General features: G+C 42.2%; 17 protein-coding genes and 6 tRNA genes. 10 read left to right on the top strand and 13 right to left on the bottom strand.

Annotated features, from left to right (window positions below):
• Positions 1–16: 16 nt before the first annotated feature.
• The 4 genes from AAA970_RS04980 to AAA970_RS04965 all read right to left on the bottom strand — a co-directional run bounded on the left by AAA970_RS04980 (position 17) and on the right by AAA970_RS04965 (position 5,342).
• Positions 17–769 (bottom strand): EI24 domain-containing protein, encoded by a 753-nt coding sequence (locus tag AAA970_RS04980; RefSeq protein WP_338236176.1) that lies wholly within the window; start codon positions 767–769, stop codon positions 17–19.
• 3 nt (positions 770–772) lie between these two features.
• Positions 773–3,802, bottom strand: coding sequence for an ATP-binding cassette domain-containing protein (locus AAA970_RS04975; protein ID WP_338236175.1), 3,030 nt, complete (start codon positions 3,800–3,802; stop codon positions 773–775).
• A gap of 108 nt (positions 3,803–3,910) precedes the next feature.
• The gene (locus AAA970_RS04970) at positions 3,911–4,765 is read right to left on the bottom strand and encodes a hypothetical protein (protein WP_338236174.1); all 855 of its coding nucleotides are present in this window, start codon (positions 4,763–4,765) and stop codon (positions 3,911–3,913) included.
• Between the two features lie 40 nt (positions 4,766–4,805).
• Positions 4,806–5,342: a hypothetical protein gene (locus AAA970_RS04965; protein WP_060685830.1), complete on the bottom strand. Its 537-nt coding sequence runs from the start codon at positions 5,340–5,342 to the stop codon at positions 4,806–4,808.
• Positions 5,343–5,829: 487 nt separating this feature from the next.
• Between AAA970_RS04965 and AAA970_RS04960 the strand changes: the two genes are divergently transcribed.
• From AAA970_RS04960 to AAA970_RS04945, 4 genes are all read left to right on the top strand, one after another.
• Positions 5,830–6,705, top strand: a complete 876-nt coding sequence (locus AAA970_RS04960) for a formate/nitrite transporter family protein (RefSeq protein ID WP_338236173.1) — start codon at positions 5,830–5,832, stop codon at positions 6,703–6,705.
• 33 nt (positions 6,706–6,738) lie between these two features.
• Entirely contained in the window at positions 6,739–8,991 is a 2,253-nt protein-coding gene (pflB, locus tag AAA970_RS04955; protein ID WP_053404329.1) for a formate C-acetyltransferase, read from the top strand.
• Positions 8,992–9,135: 144 nt separating this feature from the next.
• Positions 9,136–9,909, top strand: coding sequence for a pyruvate formate-lyase-activating protein (gene pflA / locus AAA970_RS04950; protein ID WP_338236172.1), 774 nt, complete (start codon positions 9,136–9,138; stop codon positions 9,907–9,909).
• 203 nt (positions 9,910–10,112) lie between these two features.
• A complete protein-coding gene (locus AAA970_RS04945; protein ID WP_338236171.1) occupies positions 10,113–10,709 on the top strand; it encodes a hypothetical protein in 597 nt (198 codons plus the stop codon).
• Between the two features lie 374 nt (positions 10,710–11,083).
• Here AAA970_RS04945 and bshB1 read toward each other — a convergent pair whose 3' ends face one another.
• The 7 genes from bshB1 to AAA970_RS04910 all read right to left on the bottom strand — a co-directional run bounded on the left by bshB1 (position 11,084) and on the right by AAA970_RS04910 (position 19,703).
• Positions 11,084–11,809 (bottom strand): bacillithiol biosynthesis deacetylase BshB1, encoded by a 726-nt coding sequence (gene bshB1, locus AAA970_RS04940; RefSeq protein ID WP_338236170.1) that lies wholly within the window; start codon positions 11,807–11,809, stop codon positions 11,084–11,086.
• Positions 11,810–11,816: 7 nt separating this feature from the next.
• Positions 11,817–12,830, bottom strand: coding sequence for a M23 family metallopeptidase (locus AAA970_RS04935; RefSeq protein WP_053404324.1), 1,014 nt, complete (start codon positions 12,828–12,830; stop codon positions 11,817–11,819).
• A gap of 26 nt (positions 12,831–12,856) precedes the next feature.
• Positions 12,857–13,810 (bottom strand): thioredoxin-disulfide reductase, encoded by a 954-nt coding sequence (gene trxB, locus AAA970_RS04930; protein ID WP_338236169.1) that lies wholly within the window; start codon positions 13,808–13,810, stop codon positions 12,857–12,859.
• 133 nt (positions 13,811–13,943) lie between these two features.
• A complete protein-coding gene (locus AAA970_RS04925) occupies positions 13,944–14,807 on the bottom strand; it encodes a sigma-70 family RNA polymerase sigma factor (RefSeq protein ID WP_053404322.1) in 864 nt (287 codons plus the stop codon).
• A gap of 183 nt (positions 14,808–14,990) precedes the next feature.
• Positions 14,991–17,213: a polyribonucleotide nucleotidyltransferase gene (gene pnp / locus AAA970_RS04920; protein ID WP_338236168.1), complete on the bottom strand. Its 2,223-nt coding sequence runs from the start codon at positions 17,211–17,213 to the stop codon at positions 14,991–14,993.
• Between the two features lie 243 nt (positions 17,214–17,456).
• Positions 17,457–17,732 carry a 30S ribosomal protein S15 gene (gene rpsO, locus AAA970_RS04915; protein ID WP_338237703.1) on the bottom strand — a complete coding sequence of 92 codons (276 nt, stop codon included), beginning with the start codon at positions 17,730–17,732 and terminating at the stop codon, positions 17,457–17,459.
• Between the two features lie 120 nt (positions 17,733–17,852).
• Entirely contained in the window at positions 17,853–19,703 is a 1,851-nt protein-coding gene (locus AAA970_RS04910; RefSeq protein WP_338236167.1) for an LptF/LptG family permease, read from the bottom strand.
• A 216-nt stretch (positions 19,704–19,919) separates the two neighbouring features.
• On the opposite strand from AAA970_RS04910, the gene AAA970_RS04905 reads away from it, so the two are divergent.
• The 6 genes from AAA970_RS04905 to AAA970_RS04880 all read left to right on the top strand — a co-directional run bounded on the left by AAA970_RS04905 (position 19,920) and on the right by AAA970_RS04880 (position 20,622).
• Positions 19,920–19,993 (top strand) — tRNA-Met (locus tag AAA970_RS04905).
• 59 nt (positions 19,994–20,052) lie between these two features.
• Positions 20,053–20,129: transfer RNA gene (locus AAA970_RS04900), tRNA-Met, on the top strand.
• Positions 20,130–20,168: 39 nt separating this feature from the next.
• Positions 20,169–20,245 (top strand) — tRNA-Met (locus tag AAA970_RS04895).
• A gap of 46 nt (positions 20,246–20,291) precedes the next feature.
• Positions 20,292–20,368 (top strand) — tRNA-Met (locus AAA970_RS04890).
• Positions 20,369–20,414: 46 nt separating this feature from the next.
• Positions 20,415–20,491, top strand: a tRNA-Met gene (locus AAA970_RS04885).
• Between the two features lie 57 nt (positions 20,492–20,548).
• Positions 20,549–20,622: transfer RNA gene (locus AAA970_RS04880), tRNA-Met, on the top strand.
• 298 nt (positions 20,623–20,920) lie between these two features.
• On the opposite strand, the gene AAA970_RS04875 is transcribed toward AAA970_RS04880, so the two are convergent.
• Positions 20,921–22,573, bottom strand: a complete 1,653-nt coding sequence (locus AAA970_RS04875) for a leucine-rich repeat domain-containing protein (protein ID WP_338236166.1) — start codon at positions 22,571–22,573, stop codon at positions 20,921–20,923.
• A gap of 2 nt (positions 22,574–22,575) precedes the next feature.
• Complete coding sequence (locus AAA970_RS04870; protein ID WP_338236165.1) at positions 22,576–26,343, bottom strand: T9SS type A sorting domain-containing protein; 3,768 nt, start codon at positions 26,341–26,343, stop codon at positions 22,576–22,578.
• Positions 26,344–26,693: the final 350 nt, after the last annotated feature.

Genomic DNA, 26,693 nt, shown 5'->3' with positions numbered 1-26,693 from the left:
GGATAATAAATAGGGATTAACGGAACAGAAAGCGATCATTGGCACTAAATGCCCCTGCTACCAGGGCGAACATGGGCATAAAAGTAATCCCGAGCACCGGCACTAATAAACCTAAAATCATTGGGAGCCCATTTCCTATGGCTAAACCAGGATGTTTCTTTACTTCTTCCAGAGAATCTTTTACAGGCACTGAATGAAATTCATTTCGAAGATCTAACATCGAAAAACCCCAAAAGTAGCTTTCCACTCCTAACAATAAAATGGAATAAATAGGGAAGCCGAAAGGAAAAATAAAGGAAGCTACAAAAATAAGAAGAGAGAAAGACAACTCTAAAAACAGGTTGCGTCCGGCTATTCGAACGCCCCGAATAGCATCCGAAAAAACGATCTTTAGGCTGTTCTTCTTTTTTTTGCCGGTCATTCTGGATTGCACCACCTCCGAAACATAGGAGAAAAAGGGGGACAGTAAAATCAGCAAAAAATAGCGGTTTATTTTCAGGTAAAATAATAATAGTAATAGTTTCACCACGATGTGAAAGAGACCTTCCAGAAATTTCATGAAGCCGGAGGAGGCTTTATCCGGAAAGTAAGCCGCTAAAAATAACCACATATTGTCCACCATCTCATTTCCACCCCAAACGAAGAGTAAAAATAGAAGAATAGCCAGAAAAAAAGGAATTACAAATATCCACCATAAACCTTGCGCTTTAATGAACTTCCACGCTCTGGGATATTGCCTAACAGAATAAATAATCTCCTCAAAAATCATGGGCTAATGAAATTTAGTCCTAATTCGACTAACAAGCCTATTCAAAACATCCGTATACAAAACACCAATGAGCAATAAGGTGATGACCCATAAAAACAGGGTATTAAAAAGCGGTGTAGGAATATAAAACCCCATGAAATACTTTTTAGGAACATACATGATGGAACGAAAACCAAGTACACCAAATGGACGAGGCGTCATGAATATGGGGTTGATTTTCTGCACCAGACCCGATTCAGTCTCCACAATTCTGGCAATACTGCTGGTCGCCTTAACATACCGCGCCAAGGTCGCATTATAATACTGCTTCTTATAAGCCTCAAATAAATTGCGATCCCCCTTCCCCAAAGTCATATGTTCCAGATAGAGCTTCTGCGCTTTCAATGCCTCCTTTTGAACATTAGCATAATAGGAACGCACCCCATCGATATAACCTTCCACCATTTCAAATTCCGCCAGAACAAGGTCTTCTTTATTTAATACTTTTTGAAGCAGCTCTTCGGGCAAGCCCTCAAATACACTGCTGAGGTACTTTATCTCAATCGCCAAAACTTTAGCTGCCTTTTCCCTGACTTCGCCCTGCAGCACGTAGCTTTTTCTTAAAATATCATTCAGTTCCTGGGTGTAATAGAGTTGATAATATTCTGCCTCGGCATTTTTTTGTTCAAAATCATAGACCTGCTCCTCATACTCATTATACAAAAATGTACCCACCATAACGCCTTCAAAAGCCCAGCGAGAAGGCATAATCTCTCCTACCATCGGTACCGCATTTTGATTGGACAACACCGGATTTACCTCATTAAAATCCACGACCACACCACTCAATAAAAGCTGAGGAATAATCAGGATGGGAATACTGATATAGATATTTACTACGGAGTTAAATAAAGTAGAAATAATCAATCCCAGAACATTCGCCAGGCAGGTTATTGAAAAAATGATCAACCAGAAAAAAGCATTGGAAATAGGAATTTCCAAAACCATAATGGAGACCGTTACGAAAAACATAGACTGCACAAAAGAAACCAGGAACAATAAAAGGATCTTCGAACTTAAATAGGCTGATCGGTTCAAATTCAAAAAGGCCTCTCGCTTCAAGACAGGCCGATCCTTGAATATCTCCTCCCCACTCTGCACCAATCCCATAAACAGGGCCACAAAAACAGACATAAAAAGGTAAGAAGGAATATTAATATTTTCCCCAAAAGAATAAGACTGTCCTTCAGGGGCATAACGTACCACCATCGCGAGGGCAAAGGCCAAAACAGGGGCTTGCAATAAGGTAATGAGTAAATATTGTTTATTGCGAAATTTTGATAAAACATCTCGTTTTAAGTAAATCCGAGCCTGTTTCAATTTGGAAGGAACGTTCAGATTAATCTTCGGCTTGGCGGAGGATGCCTTGATTTTATCCGCGATCTGATCTTCCAAAAGAAAATTAAAAGGCGAAAAACTCCGCTTCCAATCCATCGGCTCAGTCTCCCGGGCATACTCCGGACGACCATTTTCCCCAACGACTAACTTTTGTTTATCAATTTCTTCAAAAAGATGCTCAACATCCACATTTCCACACTGCACACAAACGGCACCACTGCGGTCCGTATGGTATTTTTTAATTCGCTGAACTGCTAAAATCGGCTGACCATGATAAATCTGACAGCCACCACGATCCAGAATAAGAATACGGTCAAAACTTTTAAAAATCTCAGAGGAAGGCTGATGAATCACCACGAAAACCAATTTTCCGGCTTGTGAGAGCTCTCGCAAAATACGCATGATCCTATCCGAATCTCTGGATGACAAACCTGATGTGGGCTCATCCACAAACAATACCGAAGGTTCCCGCAGCAGCTCCATCGCAATATTCAGTCGCTTTCTTTGCCCACCGGAAATCCCTCCTTCCAGCGGATTACCCACCTGCAAATCCGCAATCTCCAATAAACTGAGCTCCTGCAGCTTATCATGCACTAATGACTGAATCTCACTCTCAGACAAATGAGACAGAGACAGCTTGGCGGAAAAAGTCAGGTTTTCAGATACCGTAAGCTTTTCGATCAAAGCATCTTCCTGCGGTACATAACCAATCACTCCTTTAACCGATTCAGGGTCCTGATGAATATCAACCCCATTAATTTTTATGGTTCCGCCCTCTGGATGTGCTGCATTAGCGAGTGGTTTGCTATTTCCGTTTAAAACATTGACCAAGGTGGTTTTCCCGGCACCGCTGAGCCCCATTATCCCTACCAAAGAACTATGCTTTTCTGTAAAATGAATATCATTTAAGCCCAAATGTCCATTGGGAAAGGCATAATCAACATGATTCACCTCAAAAAGAAAGGCATCCTCGGTTTGTTGATTGAAAAAGTGCCATACCAAATCGGTATAATACATATCGTCGGAACCTTCCAAACGCAAAAATCCTCCTTTATGCAATGGAATGACCTCATTGGCAGGAACGGGTTTATTATCCAGGTATAATTTCCCCTGCCCCAATTGTTTCACGAATAAACCACCCAAAACCGGAACCCGAAGCACACAAATATGCTCCCTCACCTTTCGAAAAGCCCAAAATCGGTACCCCTGCTCCGCTCCTTCCTCATGGATCACCATGATATTTTCCTTCGGCATTTCCAAATAATTGGAAGCGATCGAAAAGCGTTTCATCACCTCAGCTGCTTCCAATGGAATATCCAGAGACTGGCACACTTCATAATAAATCTCTAGATGGTGATCTCCAGCATTGGCCTTCACTAAAAGAATTTCTGCCAGCAGGGCGATGATCATCAATCGCTCTTTTGAGGAGAATTTTTCCTTAATGGTCATTAAGGTAGACTCCTTGAAAAAGTCTTCATGCAAATAGGGCTGGGAAAGCTCTGCCTCTAAAATAGTGAGGTATTTTTCCGAGGCCACCGAGCCGGACTGGTATTCGGAAAATCTTGCTATAGCAGATCGAACCTCCTCATTGATGCTTTCCGAAGGAAGAATAACGGCGAAGAATCGAATAATCCCTTTCAGGGTTTTCTCATTCATAGTGATTCGGGAAATCTGGAGCTGTAAAAATGAGCGTAAAAAGTAAAGGGAAAAGCAGTGCTTTTCCCAATAAATTCTTGTGGCAAGGCGAAATTACTTAATGCCTGCTTAACGAATAAAATTATTTCTTACCGCAGATATCTGGCGGAATAAAAGTTTTAAAGATCGGTCAGTAGGCGCCTTCAAACTTGCCTGACCTTTAGGCAAATCCTTATATTCTAAACGTCCGTAAGAGGTTTTAATTTGCTCTAAAGAATTACTTAACGCCATAGTCCAGTCATCCTTTTCTACCTGATCCAATAAGGCCACCAGCTCCGTGATTGCCTCTTCCTGCTCCAACATAACGTGAATCAAATCCGGCACTTCTTTTCCGGTAGGAATTCTATTAATGGTTTCCGAAGAAATATATAAGCCTTCAATAAAGGCACCACCAAGCATTAAAGCAGCCAGCGTCTTACGATTCGTCTTCACGAAGTAAGCATCTGCATTACCGATGGCATCGTTGACAATATTAGAAAGAGAATCTTTCGACCCCATATTCTTCTCAAAGCGATTGATCATATTATAATCCAGGGCGGAGGAGAAACCAATGCTCTCCGTCATCTTCACCGAGGCATTCATATATTTCAAAGCCTCATTGGAGCGATCATACAAGGAAAGGTAGGCCACATCCACAGCATAGATGCCCAAATTAATGGCCGCCTTAGTCGTGGAAGAGGTATATTCTGTAGACTTATTAATATCATTAATCAAATCCTGCTGGTAATCCACGCCGGTCTTTTTAATCATTTCCGGAATAACGGATGGCGCAGGAATGGCCTCAGCTATCGTCGCCAAACGCTGAGCTTCTGTTTTTTCCACGCCTACGTTGGCCAACTTGTCTTTTTTTGCGGACTCGCAGGAAAACAAACCTATCGAGCTGACGGTCAGCACCAGCAAAATGTTTTTATATACTGCTTTCATTTCAGTTTTCGTTGGGTGTTATCAATCTTTAGCTCAAGCCTTATTGCGGATTAAAAATATACATCGCACGTATTTTGTCATTATCCAGGCCAAAGGCAACGCCTTTATTATAGTAAAATACATTGTTTAAATTGCTGTGAAGTGCCGCTGGTCCTTTAACACCTTCAGCATAATGTCCGTCCAGGATTTGAGCATCCTGAAAAAATTTCACGCCATCATCTGTTTGAATGTCTTCACACAGGATTTTATTATAATCCGGAAAACTACTCAACTGGATCATCACTACCTTTTCATCTTTCACAAACACCTTTTCTACAGGCAGGGTCATAATAAAAACGTAATCCAGACAATAATCAAAATCAATCTTGGTCTCCGGCAATGATTTTGGATTGGCCCTAACGGAGGCGGTCAGGTAGTCATCATAACTGATTTTTTTTCCCTCAAAGCCCAACACCCAGGTAACATCATCTACCGTCATCCCCAGTGTTAACTCGCCCACACCTTTTCCAGGTGATACCGTCTGCCCAAGGGCAAATTGCCCAATCAGTAATAAACAGAGCGTTGTTAAGAATCTCATACGCTTTACTATGGTTGAATATTAGGTTAATTACTTAGTTGGTAAATATAGTTAAAAAATTAAATGATTAACTGATTATACAACAAAATGAACACCCATTATTGTTTTTAAAAGAAAAAAAATCATTTAATAATGACAAAATGCGCTTGATCATTTTTTGGCCCTCTTTTTCACGATAGCGAATCATAATTTTTCCGCATAATCAAAAAGCCTCATAATGCTAACTGCGAATTTTCGCTTAAAACGAAAGGAGATTTTTTTATGGCATAATGATTGCATTTACAACAATGGAAGTACAAAAAGGGGGAATAAGACACAAAAACGCGTTTCCTCTCCGTATACGTACTTTAGTTGGGTAAAAATCTTGTTTCGAAATGACAACGGTCATGTTTTAAAACAATTTAAGCCCGCACATTTGTAGTGTAATCAAACAGCGAAAAGAAACCTAACAAACATTTCAATTAGCGAAAATTCACTAAATTTCATAATGTCAGTATTAAAACCAAAAGATATCGCTAAAGTATTCAGCGACTCCGCATTTGATAAAAATGGACATTCCACAGCAAGGCTGTTAGTGCTATCCATTTTAGGAGGCGCATTTATCGCTTTAGGTTTCATGTTAGCTATTTTGGTTGCGGGAGGTTCCCCTAAACTTGCAGCTAATAATCCGGGATTGAAAAGTTTTATCCTAGGCGCAACATTCCCTATCGGATTCATCATGTGTGTGATTGGGGGTGGAGAAATTTTCACCAGTGCATGTGCAGCGATGCCCATGCCGCTATTGAGAAAGCAAACGGGCATTGGGCCGGTTTTAAGAGTTTGGGGTCTGGTATACGCGGGTAATTTCATCGGCGGATTAATGACCGCCTGGTTATTTACTCAGCAAACCGGTATTTTCCCGGAAGGAAGTGCTGCTTTACATACGCTTATTCACATTGCAGAACATAAAGTTGGAATTCTACCAGAACAAGCGGATGAAGCGCATTTTTGGGTTACCTTTGTAAAAGGTATGGGCGCCAACTGGATGGTATGTATGGCAGCCTGGATGGCCTACTCTGCTAAAGATACTTTTGGTAAAGTTATTGCAATATGGATACCGGTAATGACTTTCGTAGCCTTTGGTTTTGAGCACTGTGTAGCGAATATGTATGTAATTCCAGCCGCGATTTTGCAGGGCGCACATATTAGCTGGACACAGTTTATTACTGATAATTTAATAGCGGCAACGCTAGGAAATATAGTGGGAGGTTTTCTTTTTGTTGGATTAGCCTATTGGTTTATTTATCTTAAAAAAGAAGACGAGAAGTTAGACCACAAACAGTTCTCAGCAGTTAATCCTGAAGGAGAATTAATTAAGAAATAAAGTATATCCCTTAAATATCAAATTCCTTTAAAAATGGCAGAAGTTAAAGAGCTTGGCTTTGTAGAAGGTACTTGGGTGAATGAAATCAACCCAAAGAACTTCGTTGAATTGAACATCACTCCTTATGAAGGAGATGCATCTTTCCTTGCAGGCCCAACAGAGGCGACCACTAAATTGTGGGAAGCTTGTATGGTGGCAATGAAAGAAGAGCGTGCGAAAGATGGTTGTCGCGACATCGACACTGATACTATCTCTTCTGCAACAAGTCACAAAGCAGGCTACATCGTTGAAGGTTTGGAAACTATCGTAGGTTTACAAACTGACGAATTGTTGAAGCGTGCAATGAAGCCTTACGGAGGTTACCGTGTAGTAGAAAACGCTGTTAAAGAACGTGGAATGGAAGTTAACCCTTCTGTTACAAATGTTTTCAACTACGTTAAAGACCACAACAATGCGGTATTCTCGGTTTACGACAAAGAGATCCGTACTTTCCGCTCTAAAGGAATTTTGACTGGTCTTCCTGATAACTATGCACGTGGTCGTATCATTGGTGACTACCGTCGTTTAGCACTTTACGGTACGAAGCAATTGATCGCTGCAAAAACTGCTGACTTCAACAACATTAAAGTTGAATTCGGTGACATCAAAGATCAAATCCGTCTACGCGAAGAAATCAATATGCAGATTTCTGCATTGAAAGACATCGAGGTAATGGCTGGATTCTACGGTCTTGATGTAACTGAGCCAGCGAAAAACGCTCAGGAAGCAGTACAGTGGGTATACTTCGCTTATTTGGCTGCTGTTAAAGAGCAGGATGGTGCTGCGATGTCATTGGGTAACGTTTCTTCTTTCCTTGATATCTACATCGAGGCAGAATTGAAAGCAGGTACTTTAACTGAATCACAAGCTCAGGAGTTCATCGACCACTTCGTAATGAAGTTGCGTATGGTACGTCACTTGCGTCCAGGCGCTTACGATGAGATCTTCGGTGGTGACCCAACTTGGGTAACTGAAGCGATTGGTGGTCAATTCAATGACGGTCGTACTAAAGTAACGAAAACTTCTTTCCGTTTCTTGCAGACGCTTTACAACTTGGGTGCATCTCCAGAGCCAAACTTGACTGTGCTTTGGTCTGAGGCTTTACCTCAAGGTTTCAAAGAATTCTGTGCTCAGGTTTCTATTGATACTTCTTCTGTACAGTACGAAAATGATGACTTGATGCGTCCAAACCGTGGTTCTGATGACTATGGTATCGCATGTTGTGTATCTCAGCAGTCTATCGGTAAGCGTATCCAGTTCTTCGGTGCTCGTACTAACTTGCCTAAGACATTGTTGTTGGCATTGAACAGCGGTCGTGAGGAAAAAGACGGTGTTACTTGTATTGAGGGTATCGCTCCACTTACTTCTGATGTATTGAACTATGACGAAGTAATGGATCGCTTCAAAAAGGCGATGGATGAAGTTGCTCGTGTTTACGCGAAGTCGATGAACATGATCCACTACATGCACGATCATTACTACTACGAAAAATCACAGTTTGCTTTCTTGGATACCAACCCAGGTATCGATATGGCTTACGGTGCTGCTGGTATCTCTATCATCGCTGACTCCTTGTCTGCAATCAAATTTGGTAAGACTACGGCCATCCGTAACGAGCAAGGTTTGGCTGTTGATTTCAAAACTGAAGGAGAATATCCTGAGTACGGTAACGATGACGATCGCGTAGATAGCATCGCACAAGAAATCACGCACTACTTCTTCAACGAATTGAAGAAACATGCTACTTACCGCAACGCGGTTCCTACCATGTCATTGTTGACCATTACCTCTAACGTAATGTACGGTAAGAAAACCGGTGCTACTCCTGACGGACGTAAAGCAGGTGAGTCTTTTGCTCCGGGTGCTAACCCAATGCACGGCCGTGACAGAAATGGTGCGGTTGCTTCATTGAACTCAGTAGCGAAATTGGACTACAACGATGCACAGGATGGTATCTCCAATACTTTCTCTATCGTTCCTAAGGCTTTGGGTGCTGATCGCGGTGATCAAATCACTAACTTGGTGAACATGATGGACGGTTACTTCAATGGTGAAACTGAAGCTGATATGGCACACCACTTGAACGTAAACGTATTGAACCGTGATACTTTGATGGATGCTTACGAAAATCCTGAGAACTATCCACAGTTGACGATCCGTGTTTCTGGTTACGCTGTAAACTTCGTTCGTTTGTCTAAAGCACACCAGTTGGAAGTTATCGCTCGTACTTTCCACGAGTCTATGTAATCAAGCTCTTTTAAATTGACAACAGTCGATTTTGAAGATTAGTAATATTCAAAAAGGCGTTCGATCTTCCGGGCGCCTTTTTTATTTCCATTCGCAATCCGTATATTCTCCGCGATCAACAAAACTCAAATTATTCCACAAACTATGCTAGCCGCTCAAGACGCAACAGCCCTCAATCAACAAGATCCCCATAAATTAAGAATTCACTCCCTGGAAACCTTTGGTACGCACGATGGACCGGGGATTCGCTTCGTGATTTTTGTTCAAGGCTGTCAATTCAGATGCCTTTATTGCCAAAACCCGGACACCCTCGATGTGAATGGCGGAAAATTCGAGGAGATGAGTGAACTTTTGCGTCGGGCAAAAAACATGCGTTCCTACTTTGCAAAAACCGGAGGCGTTACCGTCTCGGGTGGTGAACCATTATTGCAAAGAGGAAAGTTATTAACCTTCTTCAAAATGTTGCATGAGGAAGGCATCAATACCTGCCTGGACACCAATGGTCGTGTGTTAGATCAACAAACCAAAGATCTACTGGAGGAAACAGACCTCATCATGCTCGATGTTAAGCATTTTGATGAAGAATGGCACAAGAAGCTTACAGGATTAAGCAATAAAACTACCCTCAGTCTTGCCGCTTATCGGGAAGAAACCGGTAAGCCCATGTGGTTACGATATGTATTGGTTCCAGGCTGGTCCGATCAGCCAGAGCATATTGAAGCACTCGGTCAACATTTCAAAGATTACCAATCCATAGAGAAAATCGAACTTATTCCTTACCACAAATTAGGCGTCAATAAGTGGGAAGTCCTGAACATGGAATACGAATTAAAGGATGTAGAACCTCCAACCCAGGAAAGTATTGAAGAAGCTGCTGAAATCCTCAGAAAATACTTTAAAGAGGTGAAAATTAAATAATTATCAGGCTGTCAGGGTGACAGCCTTTTTTATTTGACTTATTTTTAAAAAAATGAGTCCTCCTCATTGATATAAGGCAAAAATAAATTGGTATAATTTAATTTTGTTTTATCGGACTTTTGGCGAAAAAGTTTTACCTTCTCCACCGGAGACACATTTGCCGGTATTTTTTTGTTTAGCTCATTAAAGCTGACCTTTATAATATGAAAACCACACTGACATTTACGCTAAGCCTAATTATTTGCTCTTTTTTTGCATTCGGACAATCTGCAGATAATTCAAAAATTCAGATCACTTTTAAAAATTTGAGAAACCTCCCCTATCAGGGCGAAATTTACTTTGAAGATCTCCGTAGTCATGCAATTTTTGCCATGACAACGGATGACCGCGGGGTCATTCAAGGAGCATTACCCAAAGGAGGGCACTATTGGATCTCCACTCCTTCAACCTCTAAAATTGAAAAAATCACTGTCCCTGACGTTGAAAATCAGCGCTATTACACTTCGGTTGTGCTGCCGTTTTACCTGGACGGTCAATTAATGCCTTCCCCAACAACCACCGTTTTAAAACTCACTTTAATTGACCCTCAGGATCAAAAATTAGCCAAACGGGAAATCATCCTTAAAGAACAAAAGTCAGGTAAAAGCCGAAAAATGGTTACTGATAGCAATGGAAAACTTAACACCCTCATTCCAAAAGGAAAAGTTTTCGACGTTTATTCAGCGAACGAAAAGAAATTAGGAATCGTAGATGCCAGAAAATTGGAAATTATTCAAATATCAATCACGCACCAAAACTGATCAATCAAAAGCCAATTTCTCGCTACCTTTATAGCACTTGATAAGAAGATCACCCTTTCTCCCACTTAAAGGGGCCGAAATATGCTGCACCAACACTTAGGCTGAATTGTTCACCACTAGACTCAACAAACTCATAAAGGGGCCTATTATCAGCCTCAGGAATCATTTTCCCAAAGTGTTTAATAAGTTCCAAATTGAATAAGTTTACTTTCTCCCCACCCCCTGCTTCCTTGGAAAAAAGCTGAAATAGAGCCTTTACCTTTATTTTTTCCGCCTTGCAGTTAAAGGAAAATTTTGGCATAAATAAACCTGCTTAATTCCTTCAATGCATTGAAATAAACGCTGACATAAAAAAAGACCGGAAATCCGGCCTGTTAACTTAAGTCAAATATATTCTTTACCCCAATCAACTTTATAGTGGTAAAACCCTCCGCATATTGCACCCCAATATGCTGCCCAAATTCACGCCCTCTGGCATTGATAAAATCGATGAATCCGGCGGTGGAAATAAAGGTTTGAGGTCCTTCATCACTGCCCGCAGCACCAGTATGAAATTGGGAAGAAAATGCTCGAATAGCCGCTACCTTCTTTTCCCAAAAATCAGAACAATCCACTACAAAATCGGGCTGAATATAATTACTCTGGATATACTGGTATAAATTTTTCGGCCTCCATGCTTCTTGCTTTTCTCCCTCCAGCCTGGTTTCAATCTTTGGTAATCCAGCCAAGAAACAAGCCGTTTTAGCTAATTCCCCACCCTTCCCATGGTCAGGATGCCTATCAGACTGCGCATTGCACAAAACAATTTCTGGCCGATATTTTCTGATCACTTTCACCACCTCCAATTGGTGCTGCCGATCATTTTGAAAGAACCCATCCTCAAAAGCCAGGTTCTCACGTACAGACAAACTCATGATCTTAGCCGAAGCCGCCGCCTCCTGATCCCGAAGCTCAGCAGAACCACGCGTACCTAATTCACCACGTGTCAGATCCACTATGCCGACCTTATAACCTTGAGCTATGTGAGATAAAATTGTCCCGGAACAAGAAAGCTCCGCATCGTCAGGATGCGCAGCCAATACTAATATATCTAATTTCATAAAAAATCTATCTTACCCGAATTACCTTACCGACACGGAGTACCGTATTTCGGCTCATCCCATTTAACCTGCAAATCTTATTAATGGAAGTATGATACCTTCTTGCAATATGGGATAAAGTATCCCCACTACGAATTCGGTGGTGAACTACCTTTCTAACCTCTTTCAAATAGGCAAAAGTTTCCGGATTCAAACTCAAAACCTCCTCTTTTAATGGAATACTTTTGTCTTCAAAATCAAAAAACTCTTCCGGATTAATCGCCATCCCCTTATAGCGTACTTCTATATGCAAATGCGAACCGGTACTTCGTCCCGTGTTACCACCCTTCCCAATTAATTCGCCTGCTTTAACCTCCTGACCAACCTTTACTAAAATCTTCGAAAGATGACCATATAAAGTCTCCAACCCATTGGAATGGCGCACGACCACATAATAACCATAACCGCGACGGTCATAGCGAGCCATACGTACCACGCCATCAAAAACAGTTAATACACTATCTCCGGTTTGCAATTTAAGATCTGTGCCATAATGCCAACGATATCTTCTCATACCAAAACCTGAAGTAATATAAGTATCCTTGGCCAAAGGAGACACATAAGCGTGTTTATCATCGAACAACGGTAAATCCAAAGTGTCCTTAAATTTGGTACCATCTACCTGATAAGGATTTAGGTTTACTGTTGACCATTCCGAATAATAATCCTGGCTCTCCAAAAAGAAACAAGGGATATCCAAGGTGCCTATATTCGTTCTACAACTATCATCATAGTCAAAAACAGATCGGGGAGGACGCACCATTTCCGCAATTTCTAATGAATCAAAAACGAAATTAAAATCGTCAATGGCCTCACTTTCCTTTAAATAAGCCTCTTCCATACTGTATTCCAATAATGAATCTGGAACAAAGTATACTTCGGATGGTGTTTTCTGTTTTTTTAACCTAAAAAAATCCCAGAAAGACTTCTTTTGGGATTTTTGCGCCATCGCCGGAATACTCACGACGATGGCCAAAATCATAATTAAATAATGTTTTTTCACGCTACTTATTCAGCTGTCATTTCCATTTCTTTGGCGGCTAAGAAACGTTCAGCATCCAGGGCTGCCATACATCCTGTTCCTGCAGCAGTGATGGCCTGACGATAAACATTGTCTTGCGCATCTCCGGCAGCAAATACTCCTTCCACATTGGTTTTGGATGTTCCGGCTTCCGTTTGGATATAACCGCTCTCATCCATATTAACATATTTAGAAAAGATATCGGTATTCGGTTTATGACCAATGGCAACAAAAAATCCTGAAACCTCAATTTCATATTTCTCCTTCGTCACATTATTGATCAACCGCGCCGCGTTCACCCCGTTCTCATCTCCCAGAATTTCATCTGTAGAAGTATTCCACAAAACCTCAATATTCTCCGTTTGTTCAACACGCGCCTGCATAATTTTTGAAGCACGCATTTCATCACGACGAACAATCAAGTAAACCTTATTGGCCAATTTCGAAAGATAAGTCGCTTCTTCTGCAGCGGTATCACCACCACCTACTACCGCAACGTCTTTCCCACGGTAGAAGAAACCATCACATACCGCACAGGCAGAAACTCCTCTACCATTATATTCATCCTCTGAAGGAAGCCCCAACCACTTTGCAGAGGCACCAGTAGAGATAATCACCGACTTAGCGGTTACCTCATGAGCCTCATCAATGACCACTTTATGAGGGTAAGAAGAGAAATCCACTGAAGTGGCAATACCGGTACGAATGTCTGTTCCGAAACGCTGCGCCTGACTTTGGAAATCCATCATCATAGAAGGACCATTAATTCCTTCAGGATAACCCGGGAAGTTTTCCACATCATTAGTGATCGTCAACTGACCACCAGGCTGAATTCCCTGATACAATACTGGCTTTAAACCAGCACGTGAAGCATAAATGGCTGCAGTATAACCCGCAGGACCAGAACCAATGATTAATACGTCAACAGATTCGGTTGTCATTTTATTTTTTGTTTTATAGTATTCTATTGCTTAAAAGCGCTTTTACTTGTAAAAAACGAACAATAATAACTCCAAAGTTACAAAAAAAAGGTCTCTACTGAGACCTTTTAATGATGAAATAATCAATATTCTATTAGCCCAAATAAGGCTTAAGTGCTTTAGAACGTGAAGTATGACGTAAACGGCGAATCGCCTTCTCTTTGATCTGGCGCACACGCTCACGAGTAAGATTAAATTTCTCCCCGATCTCTTCCAAAGTCATGGCCTGCTCTCCATTCAGTCCGAAATAAAGCGAAATCACATCTGCCTCACGTTGAGTAAGGGTAGAAAGCGCACGCTGCACCTCACGACGTAATGAATCACTGATCAATTCTGAATCCGGTGTTTCCTCTGTATCATTTTCCAATACATCCAACAAACTGTTTTCCTCTCCCTGAACGAAAGGAGCATCTACAGACACATGGCGACCGGAAATCTTCAAAGTATCCACCACCTCAGAAGTATTTACATCCAATACCTCTGCCAATTCTTCCGGAGATGGCTCACGCTCAAAGCGCTGCTCCAACTCTGAGAAAGTCTTGGAGATTTTATTCAAAGACCCTACACGGTTCAATGGCAAACGAACAATACGAGACTGCTCTGCCAAAGCTTGTAGGATGGACTGACGAATCCACCAAACCGCATAAGAGATAAATTTAAAACCACGAGTTTCATCAAAACGCTGAGCGGCCTTGATCAAACCAAGGTTACCCTCATTGATCAAATCACCCAAGGACAAACCCTGATTTTGATACTGCTTGGCTACAGAAACTACGAATCGAAGGTTAGCTTTAGTCAATTTCTCCAAAGCCATTTGGTCTCCTTCGCGGATTCTCTTTGCTAGCGTTACCTCTTCTTCTGGAGTTAGTAGGTCAACTTTACCAATTTCCTGAAGATATTTATCAAGGGACTGGCTTTCCCTGTTAGTGATCTGTTTACTGATCTTAAGTTGTCTCATCCGTAATTAAGCGTTTACTGAAATCCGAGGTTAACGAAATATGCCTTCAGGCAGAAGTGCATCATTTATTATACGACAAAAGAAAAAGCGGGTTTCAAGGTGTAATCAATTTTCCTACTTTTTATTTCGTTAACCTCTTAACAAACTACAAATATCGAACCAATATTCCTGAAAATCAGGAAATTAAGAATCTCTTCTTCGGTCACGATTATCGCGTCCACCACGACGATCGCCACGGTCACCGCGATTTCCTCTGTCTTGACGAGGAGGGCGTTCCTGATATCCTTCAGGCTTTTCTAGCAATACTTTGCGAGAAAGACGATATTTTCCAGTGCGCTTGTCGATTTCGATCAATTTCACCTGAATCTGCTCGCCTACTTCAATCACACCTTCCATGCTTTCCAGACGCTCCCACTTCACTTCAGAAATGTGCAACAATCCTTCTTTACCAGGCATAAATTCAACGAAAGCACCAAAAGCAGTGATTGACTTCACTTTACCTTCGTATACTTCGCCCTCTTCCGGCATCGCTACAATACCTTTCACCCAAGCTACAGCTTTATCCATGGTATCTTGAGAAGCGGCAAAGATATTCACCAATCCACCAGCTTCTACTTCTTCGATCACGATAGTAGCACCAGTTTCTTTTTGAATCTCCTGAACAATCTTTCCACCAGGCCCGATTACCGCACCGATCATATCACGAGCGATTTTCAAACTTACCGTTCTTGGCGTATGCGGCTTCATCTCTCCGCGAGGAGTAGCGATGGTTTTCTTCATTTCATTCAAGATATGAAGACGACCGTCACGCGCTTGCATCAATGCCTGCTCCAATACTTCATAAGAAAGACCCTCTACTTTGATGTCCATTTGACAAGCAGTGATACCATCTTCCGTACCGGTTACTTTGAAGTCCATATCTCCCAAGTGATCCTCATCACCTAAGATATCTGTCAATACTACATGGCGATCTGTTTCTACATCAGAGATCATCCCCATTGCAACACCAGATACAGGCGCTTTAATCGGCACACCAGCATCCATCATAGAAAGACACCCACCACATACGGTCGCCATAGATGAGGAACCATTTGATTCCAGAATATCAGAAACGATACGGATGGTGTATGGATTTTCTTCATGAGATGGCAATACCTGCTTCAATGCACGCAATGCCAAATTACCATGTCCTACCTCACGACGTCCAGGTCCACGGTTAGGTTTTGCCTCACCAGTAGAAAAACCCGGGAAGTTGTAGTGCAGGATGAAACGATTCGTTCCCTGATGCATCGCACCATCAATCATTTGCTCATCCAGCTTGGTACCTAAAGTTGTTGTACACAATGATTGCGTTTCCCCACGGGTAAATACTGCAGAACCATGTGCTGAAGGCAAATAATCAATCTCTGACCAGATTGGGCGAACCTGCTCTGGCTGACGACCATCCAAACGGATTTTTTCGTCCAACACTAAATTACGAGACGCTTTTTTATTGATTTTACCGAAGTAAGTACTCACTAAACCTAGATCTACTTCCGTATCCTCACCAAGAGACTCGATATATTCTTCTTTTACTTTCGCAAAAGCAGCAGAACGCTCTTTTTTATTACTAATCAATTGTTTAGCAACTGCGTATACTTTATCGTACAATTGCTCAAACATTTCTTTCTCTAACTCTTCGTCATGTGTTTCGTGAGAGTACTCACGCTTTTCAGTGTTACCGGTTTCTTCGGTCAACTCAATCTGAATTTTACACATTTCTTTGATGGAGGCATGCGCTACTTTCAAAGCCTCTAGCATATCCTGCTCAGAAACTTCTTTCATCTCACCCTCTACCATCATGATATTCTCCATCGTAGCCGCTACGATCAAGTCCAAATCAGCCTCCGCCATTTGTGCCGGAGTTGGATTCACCACAAACTCCCCGTTCACACGCGCTACACGTGCTTCCGCTACCGGCTCAGCAAAAGGAATATCCGAAACAGCGATAGCTGCAGAAGCTGCGAAACAAGCCAAAGCATCCGGCAAGGCAGTCTCATCTGCAGAAATCAAGGAAACCATTACCTGCGTTTCAGCATGATAATCTCCAGGAAACAATGGACGCAATGCACGGTCAATCAAACGGCTCACCAATACTTCATGATCGGAAAGCTTACCCTCACGCTTCAAGAAGCCTCCAGGGATACGCCCGGCAGAAGCAAATTTTTCTTGATAGTCTACCGACAATGGCAAAAAGTCTACACCTTCACGAGCATCTTTCGATGAAACCACTGTGGCCAACAACATGGTATCTCCCATGCGAACAACAACGGATCCATCGGCTTGCTTAGCCAATTTACCGGTTTCCACGCTGATGGTTCTGCCATCAGGTAGCGATAAGGTTTTGTTAATTACGTTTGGATACATATTAATATTTTATAAATCGAATCTTTCTAAAAACTATATTCGAGGCAAAAAAGATAACCCCTTTCGTCCAGCATTTACCCCACCAGACGCATCCGCTCAAAACTTGGGTTATGTCACTTCCAAAATTTCTCTTAATCTTTAAGCATCACCTCGAAAAAGGTTTCAACTATCCAAATAAGGGGGAGGTATTCTTAGCAAAAAAAGGGAATCCTGTGAAATGGATTCCCTTTCAGTATTTTGAAATTATTTTCTAATTCCAAGTTCTGCGATGATCGCACGGTAACGCTCGATATCTTTCTTTGCTAAATAATCCAACAAAGAACGACGCTTACCAACCAATCTTAAAAGACCCAAACGAGTCGAGTGGTCTTTTTTGTTCTGCTTCAAGTGCTCGGTCAAATGGTTGATACGAAACGTGAAAAGCGCGATTTGCGATTCCGCTGATCCTGTATCACCCTTAGATTTCAACCGACCATGATTTTCAAAGATTTCTTGTTTTTTCTCCTTCGCCAAATACATAGCTAGCAAAAATTTAGGATTGATAATAAATTTAAGAAACACAAAGGTAGCAAATTAATCCCCTACTACAAGGTGATGTAAAACATTTTTCCACCTCTGCGGCTGATCATTTAACAAAAATTATTCCGCAATTTCCGATTCAGCTTGTTCTTTTTTCTTTTTTTTGATGAACAGCTGCTTCACCCGATCAAACACCACTGCGTAGAAATCGGTATCAAACAGTCGGGCATCGATTCTGGCCTGACGCAGGAAGAACAACCCAAAGGGAAGCAGGACAAAATCTGCTGCCCAGATCCCGGCAAAGGCCGAAACCACGCCTTCTTTCGCCCATTTCTCCCCTGTCATGGAGACGATGAAATAGAAAATAAAGAAAACGATGGAGATCAGCACCGGAAAACCAATCCCGCCTTTTTTAATAATCGCCCCTAGTGGCGCCCCGATCAGGAACATGATCAGACAAGCCATGGACATGGCAAATTTCTTTTGATATTCGATCTGGAAGCCATAACGCGACTTATTGCGGTTCTTAATTTTATTTGCCTGAGACATGATGGTGTTTTTTACATATCTCGATTGACTTAAAGCGGATCGGTACATACGGGCGTTACGCTTTTTCACCAACAGCAGTGAATCCACTTTTGCCTCAGTCAACTTTGCCTCCTCAAAAGAATAATCTGCATAATAATTTGGCGCGATCATCTCTTTCTTCTCCTCTTGCTCGGGCGCCTCGATTTCTTGCTGCGCTAACAGCCCCTCCGCACTATCCATGATGGCCGCTACGGAATCCTCACTCACTCCGGCTATAGCACCAGCAGCCTTTGCGCCCTCCGTTATTTTCTTAAGCTTAGCATCAGCAACTTGCTCCTTATCTTCTTTTCCAGTTTTTTGTTTTTCCCAGAATAAGGCCATCATTCCGGTAGTATCTGTCCCGTTCTGCGCCAGGGAATCCAACCTTCGCTCTTCTTTCGCGACTTTTTTAATCAAATTATTTTGACGAATAATCTCCTGTCGCTGGGCATGTTGTTCCGCATATTGGGTAGGCACCTCCACCTGGTCTCTCATATGGTAAGTGAAATAGGAGTTAACTCCATTAAAGAGTTCATAGCGGAAAGCATCCGCATCCATTTGCAAAGAATCAATATCGTGCGTTAACTGGGACACGTTTTTCATCATCCGGTTACCGGAGAATAAATCCTCTCTGGTTCTTTCCAAATCAAAAGACTGCATGGAGAACACCATTTTGGAGCGAATGAAATTATTCCGCATCAAAGGCGCAATATCATGATAACCCGAACCGGACTGCACACCATCGGGATTAGACTCCGTATAGGAATTTCCATGATAAAGCTCCATCACCATATAGCGTTCATTATGGATCATGTACATATCCCCGGAATCCGCCAAAATCACTTCTTTATTCCCCTGCCCATCAGCATGATTATAAATGATCATGTCCTTCATGGATTTCCCATTCTCTGAAACCTCCTTCACCCGAATCTTATACCCCGGTAAATCTCCGTAAAAAACCCCGGGCTTAATTTCCATCGCGGGCTTCTTACGCTTGATATCGTACAGCAAACTCCAGGCTTTCAGGTTCGCCTTCGGCACGATCTGATCATTACAGTAAAATGCAAAAATGGAGAGCAAAACCGAGAATATAAATATGGGGCGTAAAACCCGCAAAAGGGAAATCCCCGAACTCTTGATAGCCGTCAGTTCGAAATGTTCTCCCAGATTACCGAAAGTCATCAGAGAAGACAGCAAGACCGCCAAAGGCAATGCCTGCGGGATCATGAAAATGGCAAAATACCCCACCAATTCAAAGTAGGTACCGGCCCCAAGGCCCTTCCCGACCAGTTCCGAAAAATAACGAAGAAAAAATTGCGCCAGCAACACGAATACTGCTACCGCCAAGGTCCCGATAAAAGGACCAATAAAAGATTTTAAGATTAACTTATCTAGTTTTTTCATATTTGCACACAGGCCTGTCGGCTACAAAATTAAAAATTTTAACCTTTTATCTAAACAAGCCTGCCTCCCTACAATTTTTTAATTTTTTTTCCGACATAAATTCCACTACTGCCCAATTAGTTATAAAAAAGACGATTCAAAAAATTCCCTTTTTATGCTTCAGGGCTTTGTTTTTTAAAACAGGATTTCCCTATATTTGCACTCCCAAACGGAACAGGCGAGGTAGCTCAGTTGGTTAGAGCGTCGGATTCATAACCCGGAGGTCACGAGTTCAACTCTCGTTCTCGCCACAAAATCGGTCAAAAGGGCAGATTTATCAATATTTACGAGATTAAAGAAAGCAAGATTTGGCGAGGTAGCTCAGTTGGTTAGAGCGTCGGATTCATAACCCGGAGGTCACGAGTTCAACTCTCGTTCTCGCCACCAGTTCTTGTAAATATTGAGGATGAATTCATTTCATCATCAGGCGAGGTAGCTCAGTTGGTTAGAGCGTCGGATTCATAACCCGGAGGTCACGAGTTCAACTCTCGTTCTCGCCACCAAATAAAATTAGCAGTATGCATTACTGTCGGTGTTGATCACCCAAAAGGCGAGGTAGCTCAGTTGGTTAGAGCGTCGGATTCATAACCCGGAGGTCACGAGTTCAACTCTCGTTCTCGCCACCAAATAAAATTAGCAGTATGCATTACTGTCGGTGTTGATCACCCAAAAGGCGAGGTAGCTCAGTTGGTTAGAGCGTCGGATTCATAACCCGGAGGTCACGAGTTCAACTCTCGTTCTCGCCACCAATTTTATTTGAAAGCATTTAAGGGAACCGGAGGATCATCTTTTATCCAAAGGTAATCGGCGAGGTAGCTCAGTTGGTTAGAGCGTCGGATTCATAACCCGGAGGTCACGAGTTCAACTCTCGTTCTCGCCACAAAAAAAGCCATTCTCTATTTGAGGATGGCTTTTTTTATTGGGTAAGCGAAAGCAAAAAAGCAGGAAACCGGGATTTCCCCTGATTACTTAATGCAAGTCATGAAACCGAATCAATACATCAACCTAAAAGATTGGCTACTAATGGATTCAACTGATTTTATTGAATTTCCACAACCAAAATTTGGGTGAGTTTGCTTTCTTCTTCTGCCTCGTCGGAAAAAATTTAAAACAGAAAACCATTCCTTCATTTTTCCCGACTGACAGCCAAACGCGGATATAAGCAAGAGTAAACGGGCTTAATTCGACTCCAGCTTATTTTCCTCGTCTAAATACAGAGATTTCAAATTAGGCAGGTCAACAATCTCCTGCGGCACCTTTCCTGAAAAGTTATTCCTTTCCAAGTTTAAATAAGTAAGGGCTGTGCATTGCCCAATGGAGGCTGGAATAGCCCCTTCAAAACCGACCCCACTTAAAGACAAAAGGTTTAAGGAAGTGAAATCCCCAAAACGATCAGGCAATGTTTTACTCCATTGATTTGTCCCTAGGCCTAAGGCTTCCCAATCTTTTTTCGCCCAGATCCACTCCGGAATATCTCCTGAAAGCTTATTGGCTTGCACGTATAAACGCTTAAGATTGGTCATTTTTTGCAGATCCGAGATATTGGAGATCTCATTGTGGATAATATTAAAACTCTCCAGTCCTTCAATTTTCAACACCCAGGCTGGAATAAAATTCAGGCCTGACTCATAAAAAGTAATCTTTTTTAAATTTTGTAAATGTTCAAAATCAGTGGTTGCAAAAGTTAAATCACCGGCACTTTCTATTTCAAGGCTCTCTAACTTCAAACACTTTGCAAATCCTGAATTCAGAGGATTTACCAGATCACCATAATAGAGGTATCGATACTCCAATTTTTTAAGATTCTTAAAGTTGGAAACCTCCTCGGTCAAATCAAACGCTCCGTACCAAAAACGTAATACCTCCAGCTCCGTCAGTTGATAAAATGCTGAACACATATTGCGACCCGCAGGCCCATCTACCATCGTCAACTCTTTTAAATGACTCAAATTCCCTATCATCCTGGGCACCTCCAAAACGTCTACATAATCATAAGAATAATACAGACCCGAACTTGAGCGCCCAAAAATGACTTCCACCAAATACTCCCCTTCCCATTTCGTAAATGCCAGATCATCTTTTGGCGTCAAAAAATTCCAACCTGGCCCATCACCCTGATCGGCAATATAATAATTAAAAAACACCAGTGTGGAGTAATCACTAAACCCATGCTCCAAAGGAAACCAATCCTCCAGCCTCAGGAATTTACCTTCTGCAATAGCAGAAAGGTGTACCGGTCTTGATAGATATTTTTGCTTTCCTTCCACCTGAGCCTCTACTTCAATCTCTACCAGTTCATGAATATCCAGCAAGTCTTTTTGAATATAAGCCATACTATCTGTGATCCCCAACTCCATACTTTGTCCCTGAAAAAGAATGCGCTGCTTCAGATCGGGATAAACCGCCAAAACAGAGGAAGAATACTGAACAGGTAATTCATAATGATTGGTTTGTAGGCCCAACTCAACGGCAGGCACCTCTTCATTTTCCTGAACGATAAGCTCCTGCACTTCAGAGGTAAAGAAACCGGCTTTGCTGAGACCTTTATTTGGCTCACTAATAATCTGAAAACCATAGGCACCCTTGGACAAGGATAATTCAATTTCTGCCGCCCTGACGCTCAGCGTATCTACCGGATTCCCAAATTTGGTGATTGACAGCCACAAATTGGCCTTTTCAATGTTAATCTCCTCCCCATCAACTATAGGGTTGACAGACAGGAAGACAGGATATTTTACTGATTTATAAACCTCTGGCTCACTCTCCTTAAATAAATCACAAGAGGAAAGCAAAATCATCAATAGCCCGATATATAATAATGAGTTTTTCATAACTAATATTTCACAATTTTAGCATTTCTTCCATCAGTGGTTTGAAGGAAATAAATCCCGGCCGGCCATCCGGCGAGATGAATTGCTCCTGCTTTTACCTGCTGGATCGCTATTAATTTTCCGGAAGAGCTTCGAACCTCTACCCTTTGTGCCTCTGCATTTGGCAAATAAACAGTACCGTAAGTTGGATTAGGATAAGCCGCCAATGTTTGGGCCTCCGAACCGGCGAGGTACTTTTTGAAGCTTAAGTAAATATTAAGATCCTGTTGTACATCAGTAATGACAATCTGATCTTCCGTAAAAAGGGGGTTGCCATTCACTAAAAAACGATCAAATACATAGCCTTCCTCTGCGCTAACATCAAGCGTTAAATCTTCTCCTATTTTCAATCGCTCCGGTGAAGAGGAAACACTTCCCCCTTCTGAGGTGGTAACAGTAATCGTGACAAATTGCGAAGATTGAAGCTGTGGGACTGCCGTAGCATATACGCCCGGATTTTGAGCGATCAACCAGTCTGATTCGAAATCCCAATCAATGAAACTCGATTCCAGCGCAAAATCGGATTCGTCCAGTGCCACCACCCCTTCAACAACGGATTGATCCTGATATTGAGGAGCGTAGTAAACGGACGTCAGGCTTGCCTCTGTATCCAAATAACCAAAAAGCGCCTGCGCCTGACGATCCCCCACTACGGAGGACAAAGCATAGGATTGACTGATCACCGGAAACCCAAAGTCCACCGCCCCAATTAATCCTCCCACAACCTCTTTCCCTCTTACCTCTCCAATTGCAAAAACCTTATCCACACCTAAATACGAGCCATAGCCGACCAAACCTCCGACGGCAGCCCTACCTTTCACCATTAGATTGGTAGCTGCAGAGGAGCTAATCTCCCCACTATTTAGACTTCCCACCAAAGCACCTACACTATGGCTGCCCTCTACCTCTATGTCATTTCCATGGCAGTTCTCAACATAGACCCGAAAGTATCCGCCGCCGAGCAATGCCCCGACATGATCCTCGCCCAATACACTGAAGGATTCAAGGTGTAAATTCCTGATTTCCGCATTTGAAGCATAACCAAATAGCCCCAGGTAGTTAGAGGAAGATCTCCATAACTGCAATGATTTTATTTGATGATGACCACCATCATAAATGCCCGAAAAGGGCGTCTCCAACCGTCCTACAGGCTGCATCTTTTCGCATTCTTCGGCCGAAAAAGTAATATTTTGGGCTTGTAGAAAAAGCGCCTCCCAATAATCGGCATGCTGAGACAACCATATTAAATCCGCCGCCTCTTTAATTAAATAAGGTGCCGATTCAGTGCCTTCCCCCTCAAATGGAGGCGTATCATCAAGCGCATGATAAACCGCCTTAAACGCTAAATCATTACCGGCTACTACAACCTCCAAACTATCTTGCTGGCTGATTTGCTGCAGGTCCCCTACCGATTCCCAATGAGAAAAACTAAAACCATCCACCAGGGGAGCATGAAGCCACAAGCGCTCTCCGGCAGGGATAAAATACTCCGAAACGGAAAGGTGGACCCCCTCGAAATGCTGCTCCACTACGAAAAGTTCACGTACATTTTGCATAAGCTCAGGGGCCTCGGAAATCAAACTCCAGGTATGATCAAAATCAAAACCCTCAAAATTATCTTTATCCTGAATTTCCAGATCAGACAGCGCATTATTTCTCACCCCGACAAAATTGGCCGTATCCAAACCGGTTTTATCCTGACTCCAATAGGCCGCCTTACTAGAGGTTTCAATGACCCATTGAGTAGCAATAAAGGGGTCTTTGAAATCCGGGCTGGACTTGTAATCAAAGGTAGCATTCAGGAAAATTTGATCATAATGGAAATCATTGTCCTGATAAATGGAATTATTGGTATCTGCAAATAGTCCCCCTATCTGATCCGCTGAAATCTGTCCCTCCAGATGAAATTTATTAATTTTGCGTTGCTGACCATCCGGCACATAAAAGAAACTTGGGTCTCGGTAATTATAAGCCAAGCCTCCAAAAGCACTCCCATAAGTGTTTTTCGTGAAATTGACATTGACATGAATATTGGAAATTTCAGCATTTTTGCCAGGCCATTTCATATACGTGAATAGACCTCCCCCAATTTTTCCCGCCATTTTCCCACTTACAGAAACATGTCGTACCGAGGTGATATAATTCAGATCTACGGCTATTCCCCCAACCTTTTCACCGGTAAAGTCAACATCTTTCAAATGAAAATCCTGTAAGACACTCACATCAAGCTTATTAAAAAAACCAACATTACTACCCGGGCGATTAATGTATAAATTGGAGATAGTATGCCCCCGTCCATGAAAAAATCCGGCAAAATTAATCGGCTTGAACCCCTGCCCATCGTTCCAATTCTTTGTTTCGGCAGCATCCAGATCCGCAGCAAGCGCCACATGCACATTACTCAAAGCCGGCACTTCCTCCGACCACTCCCTTAAATCAGCCAGGGTCTCGATTAAATAAGGAGATTCGGCAGTCCCCGCCCCTTTATTCAATGGCTTTAAGATTTCGTAAATTGCTTTCGGCCGTAAAGGGGATGTGGGAGCCAAATTAAAGGAATACTCCAGTTGACGACTTAATACCTGTCCATTTTGTTCCCAATGCAAGAAGTATTGATTTTCATATTGCTTCACGGCAGAAATCCGCACCTGATCCCCAAATGTATAATCCCCACTACCCTCAGGCCCATAGCCACTAATATTGGAAGCCACATTCACTTGTCGGTCATATTGAAAAGTCGATAACACCAAGCCATCATAAGCGCCATAACCTCCCAGACTCCAATAATCAGCATCAAATTTTTGCCACAGCGTATCTTGCTTCAACTCAGCATCACTGAGGCCCAACTCCCCCTCCATCATCATAATCCCGGAATTCGAAAATTTTGATTGAACGAAATAGGCCTCTTTTACTGCACCCTGAGAAATTTGCCCTACATTTCCCGCAACATAAACGGAGTCGTCGCCCTGCACCGAACTATTATTTAAAATACCTTTAAAACCAGTGACCCGAACACTTTTACCAAATACCCCGCCTACGTTTTGCTGACCGACAGCATCAACTTCGGTATAAATATCATTCGCTCTAAATCCATCAGAGGCAGCGCCTAACATCCCTCCTACTCCTATTTTTCCATTGACCGCCCCCTGGAGACCAACCCTCTCCATAGTACTATAACTGGTTTGACCTATTAATAAGCCGCAGGCTTGCTGGCCATTAACCTCACTGTTTTTGATGACAATGTCAGAGGTGCTTACCCGGGAAAATCCGGCCAAAACACCTACCTCATTGCGTCCAGTTACCTGCGCATTTTCCAGTATAATATTATGCGCACTCAGCTTTAAATAATTATACTGATATCCCAAATAACCGAAAAAACCGACTTTATCCTCTTCAGGGCGGTTGATGTACAGATTTTTTATGCAGTACCCATTGCCATCGAATTCCCCTCTAAATCCATTTGATCCTCCGATAGGCTTGAAGCCTTTCCCATTGTGCATATGCTGGCTATCTGCCGCATCAATATCCTGCCCCAACTTGTAATTCGCACTAAAACGCTGTTCAGCCGTGATTTCCTCCAAGCCTCCACTCCCCTCCGACAACCACACCAAATGAGATAATTCCGTGATAATAAAGGGACTTGACGCAGTCCCCATACCTGGTGGCCTTTGCTGCGCTATTAATACTTGAGACCATAGCATCAGGCCTGTAATGATCAGGTATTTAATTTTCATAAATAGGTTCGTATAGTTTAATTTTTTAATTAAAAAGCAAATAAAAATTGATTATATAAATAATCAAAATAAACAAATACAAATCTGTTCACTCGTATTTAAAAACTAAAAATTAAAAAAATAACGTAGCCGAACTATTTAGACTTTAAGCCTCGTTTGGTTTGGAGGCTGAAAAATGAAGGATAATTTGCTAACCGAGCTTTTTCCAACTATGCAGAGATATGAGTCACAAACAAACGCACCAAAATTCGGATCCTTTAAAAATCAGCAATATCACCACACACACATTAACGCCTTAGAGATTATGGGCGCTCCTGCATCAAATCCAGCATAGTTTGGGTCAAACCCTC

The sequence above is a fragment of the Persicobacter diffluens genome (assembly GCF_036244895.1).
In the GTDB taxonomy this organism is placed as follows: Bacteria; Bacteroidota; Bacteroidia; order Cytophagales; family Cyclobacteriaceae; genus Persicobacter; species Persicobacter diffluens.
This window is presented reverse-complemented; position numbering and strand designations above follow the sequence as displayed.

Excerpts from the sequence above, each read along its gene's own strand:
- AAA970_RS04980 (WP_338236176.1), bottom strand. The coding sequence starts at position 769 with ATGATTTTTGAGGAGATTATTTATTCTGTTAGGCAATATCCCAGAGCG.
- AAA970_RS04975 (WP_338236175.1), bottom strand. The coding sequence starts at position 3,802 with ATGAATGAGAAAACCCTGAAAGGGATTATTCGATTCTTCGCCGTTATT.
- AAA970_RS04970 (WP_338236174.1), bottom strand. The coding sequence starts at position 4,765 with ATGAAAGCAGTATATAAAAACATTTTGCTGGTGCTGACCGTCAGCTCG.
- AAA970_RS04965 (WP_060685830.1), bottom strand. The coding sequence starts at position 5,342 with ATGAGATTCTTAACAACGCTCTGTTTATTACTGATTGGGCAATTTGCC.
- AAA970_RS04960 (WP_338236173.1), top strand. The coding sequence starts at position 5,830 with ATGTCAGTATTAAAACCAAAAGATATCGCTAAAGTATTCAGCGACTCC.
- pflB (WP_053404329.1), top strand. The coding sequence starts at position 6,739 with ATGGCAGAAGTTAAAGAGCTTGGCTTTGTAGAAGGTACTTGGGTGAAT.
- pflA (WP_338236172.1), top strand. The coding sequence starts at position 9,136 with ATGCTAGCCGCTCAAGACGCAACAGCCCTCAATCAACAAGATCCCCAT.
- AAA970_RS04945 (WP_338236171.1), top strand. The coding sequence starts at position 10,113 with ATGAAAACCACACTGACATTTACGCTAAGCCTAATTATTTGCTCTTTT.
- bshB1 (WP_338236170.1), bottom strand. The coding sequence starts at position 11,809 with ATGAAATTAGATATATTAGTATTGGCTGCGCATCCTGACGATGCGGAG.
- AAA970_RS04935 (WP_053404324.1), bottom strand. The coding sequence starts at position 12,830 with ATGATTTTGGCCATCGTCGTGAGTATTCCGGCGATGGCGCAAAAATCC.
- trxB (WP_338236169.1), bottom strand. The coding sequence starts at position 13,810 with ATGACAACCGAATCTGTTGACGTATTAATCATTGGTTCTGGTCCTGCG.
- AAA970_RS04925 (WP_053404322.1), bottom strand. The coding sequence starts at position 14,807 with ATGAGACAACTTAAGATCAGTAAACAGATCACTAACAGGGAAAGCCAG.
- pnp (WP_338236168.1), bottom strand. The coding sequence starts at position 17,213 with ATGTATCCAAACGTAATTAACAAAACCTTATCGCTACCTGATGGCAGA.
- rpsO (WP_338237703.1), bottom strand. The coding sequence starts at position 17,732 with ATGTATTTGGCGAAGGAGAAAAAACAAGAAATCTTTGAAAATCATGGT.
- AAA970_RS04910 (WP_338236167.1), bottom strand. The coding sequence starts at position 19,703 with ATGAAAAAACTAGATAAGTTAATCTTAAAATCTTTTATTGGTCCTTTT.
- AAA970_RS04875 (WP_338236166.1), bottom strand. The coding sequence starts at position 22,573 with ATGAAAAACTCATTATTATATATCGGGCTATTGATGATTTTGCTTTCC.
- AAA970_RS04870 (WP_338236165.1), bottom strand. The coding sequence starts at position 26,343 with ATGAAAATTAAATACCTGATCATTACAGGCCTGATGCTATGGTCTCAA.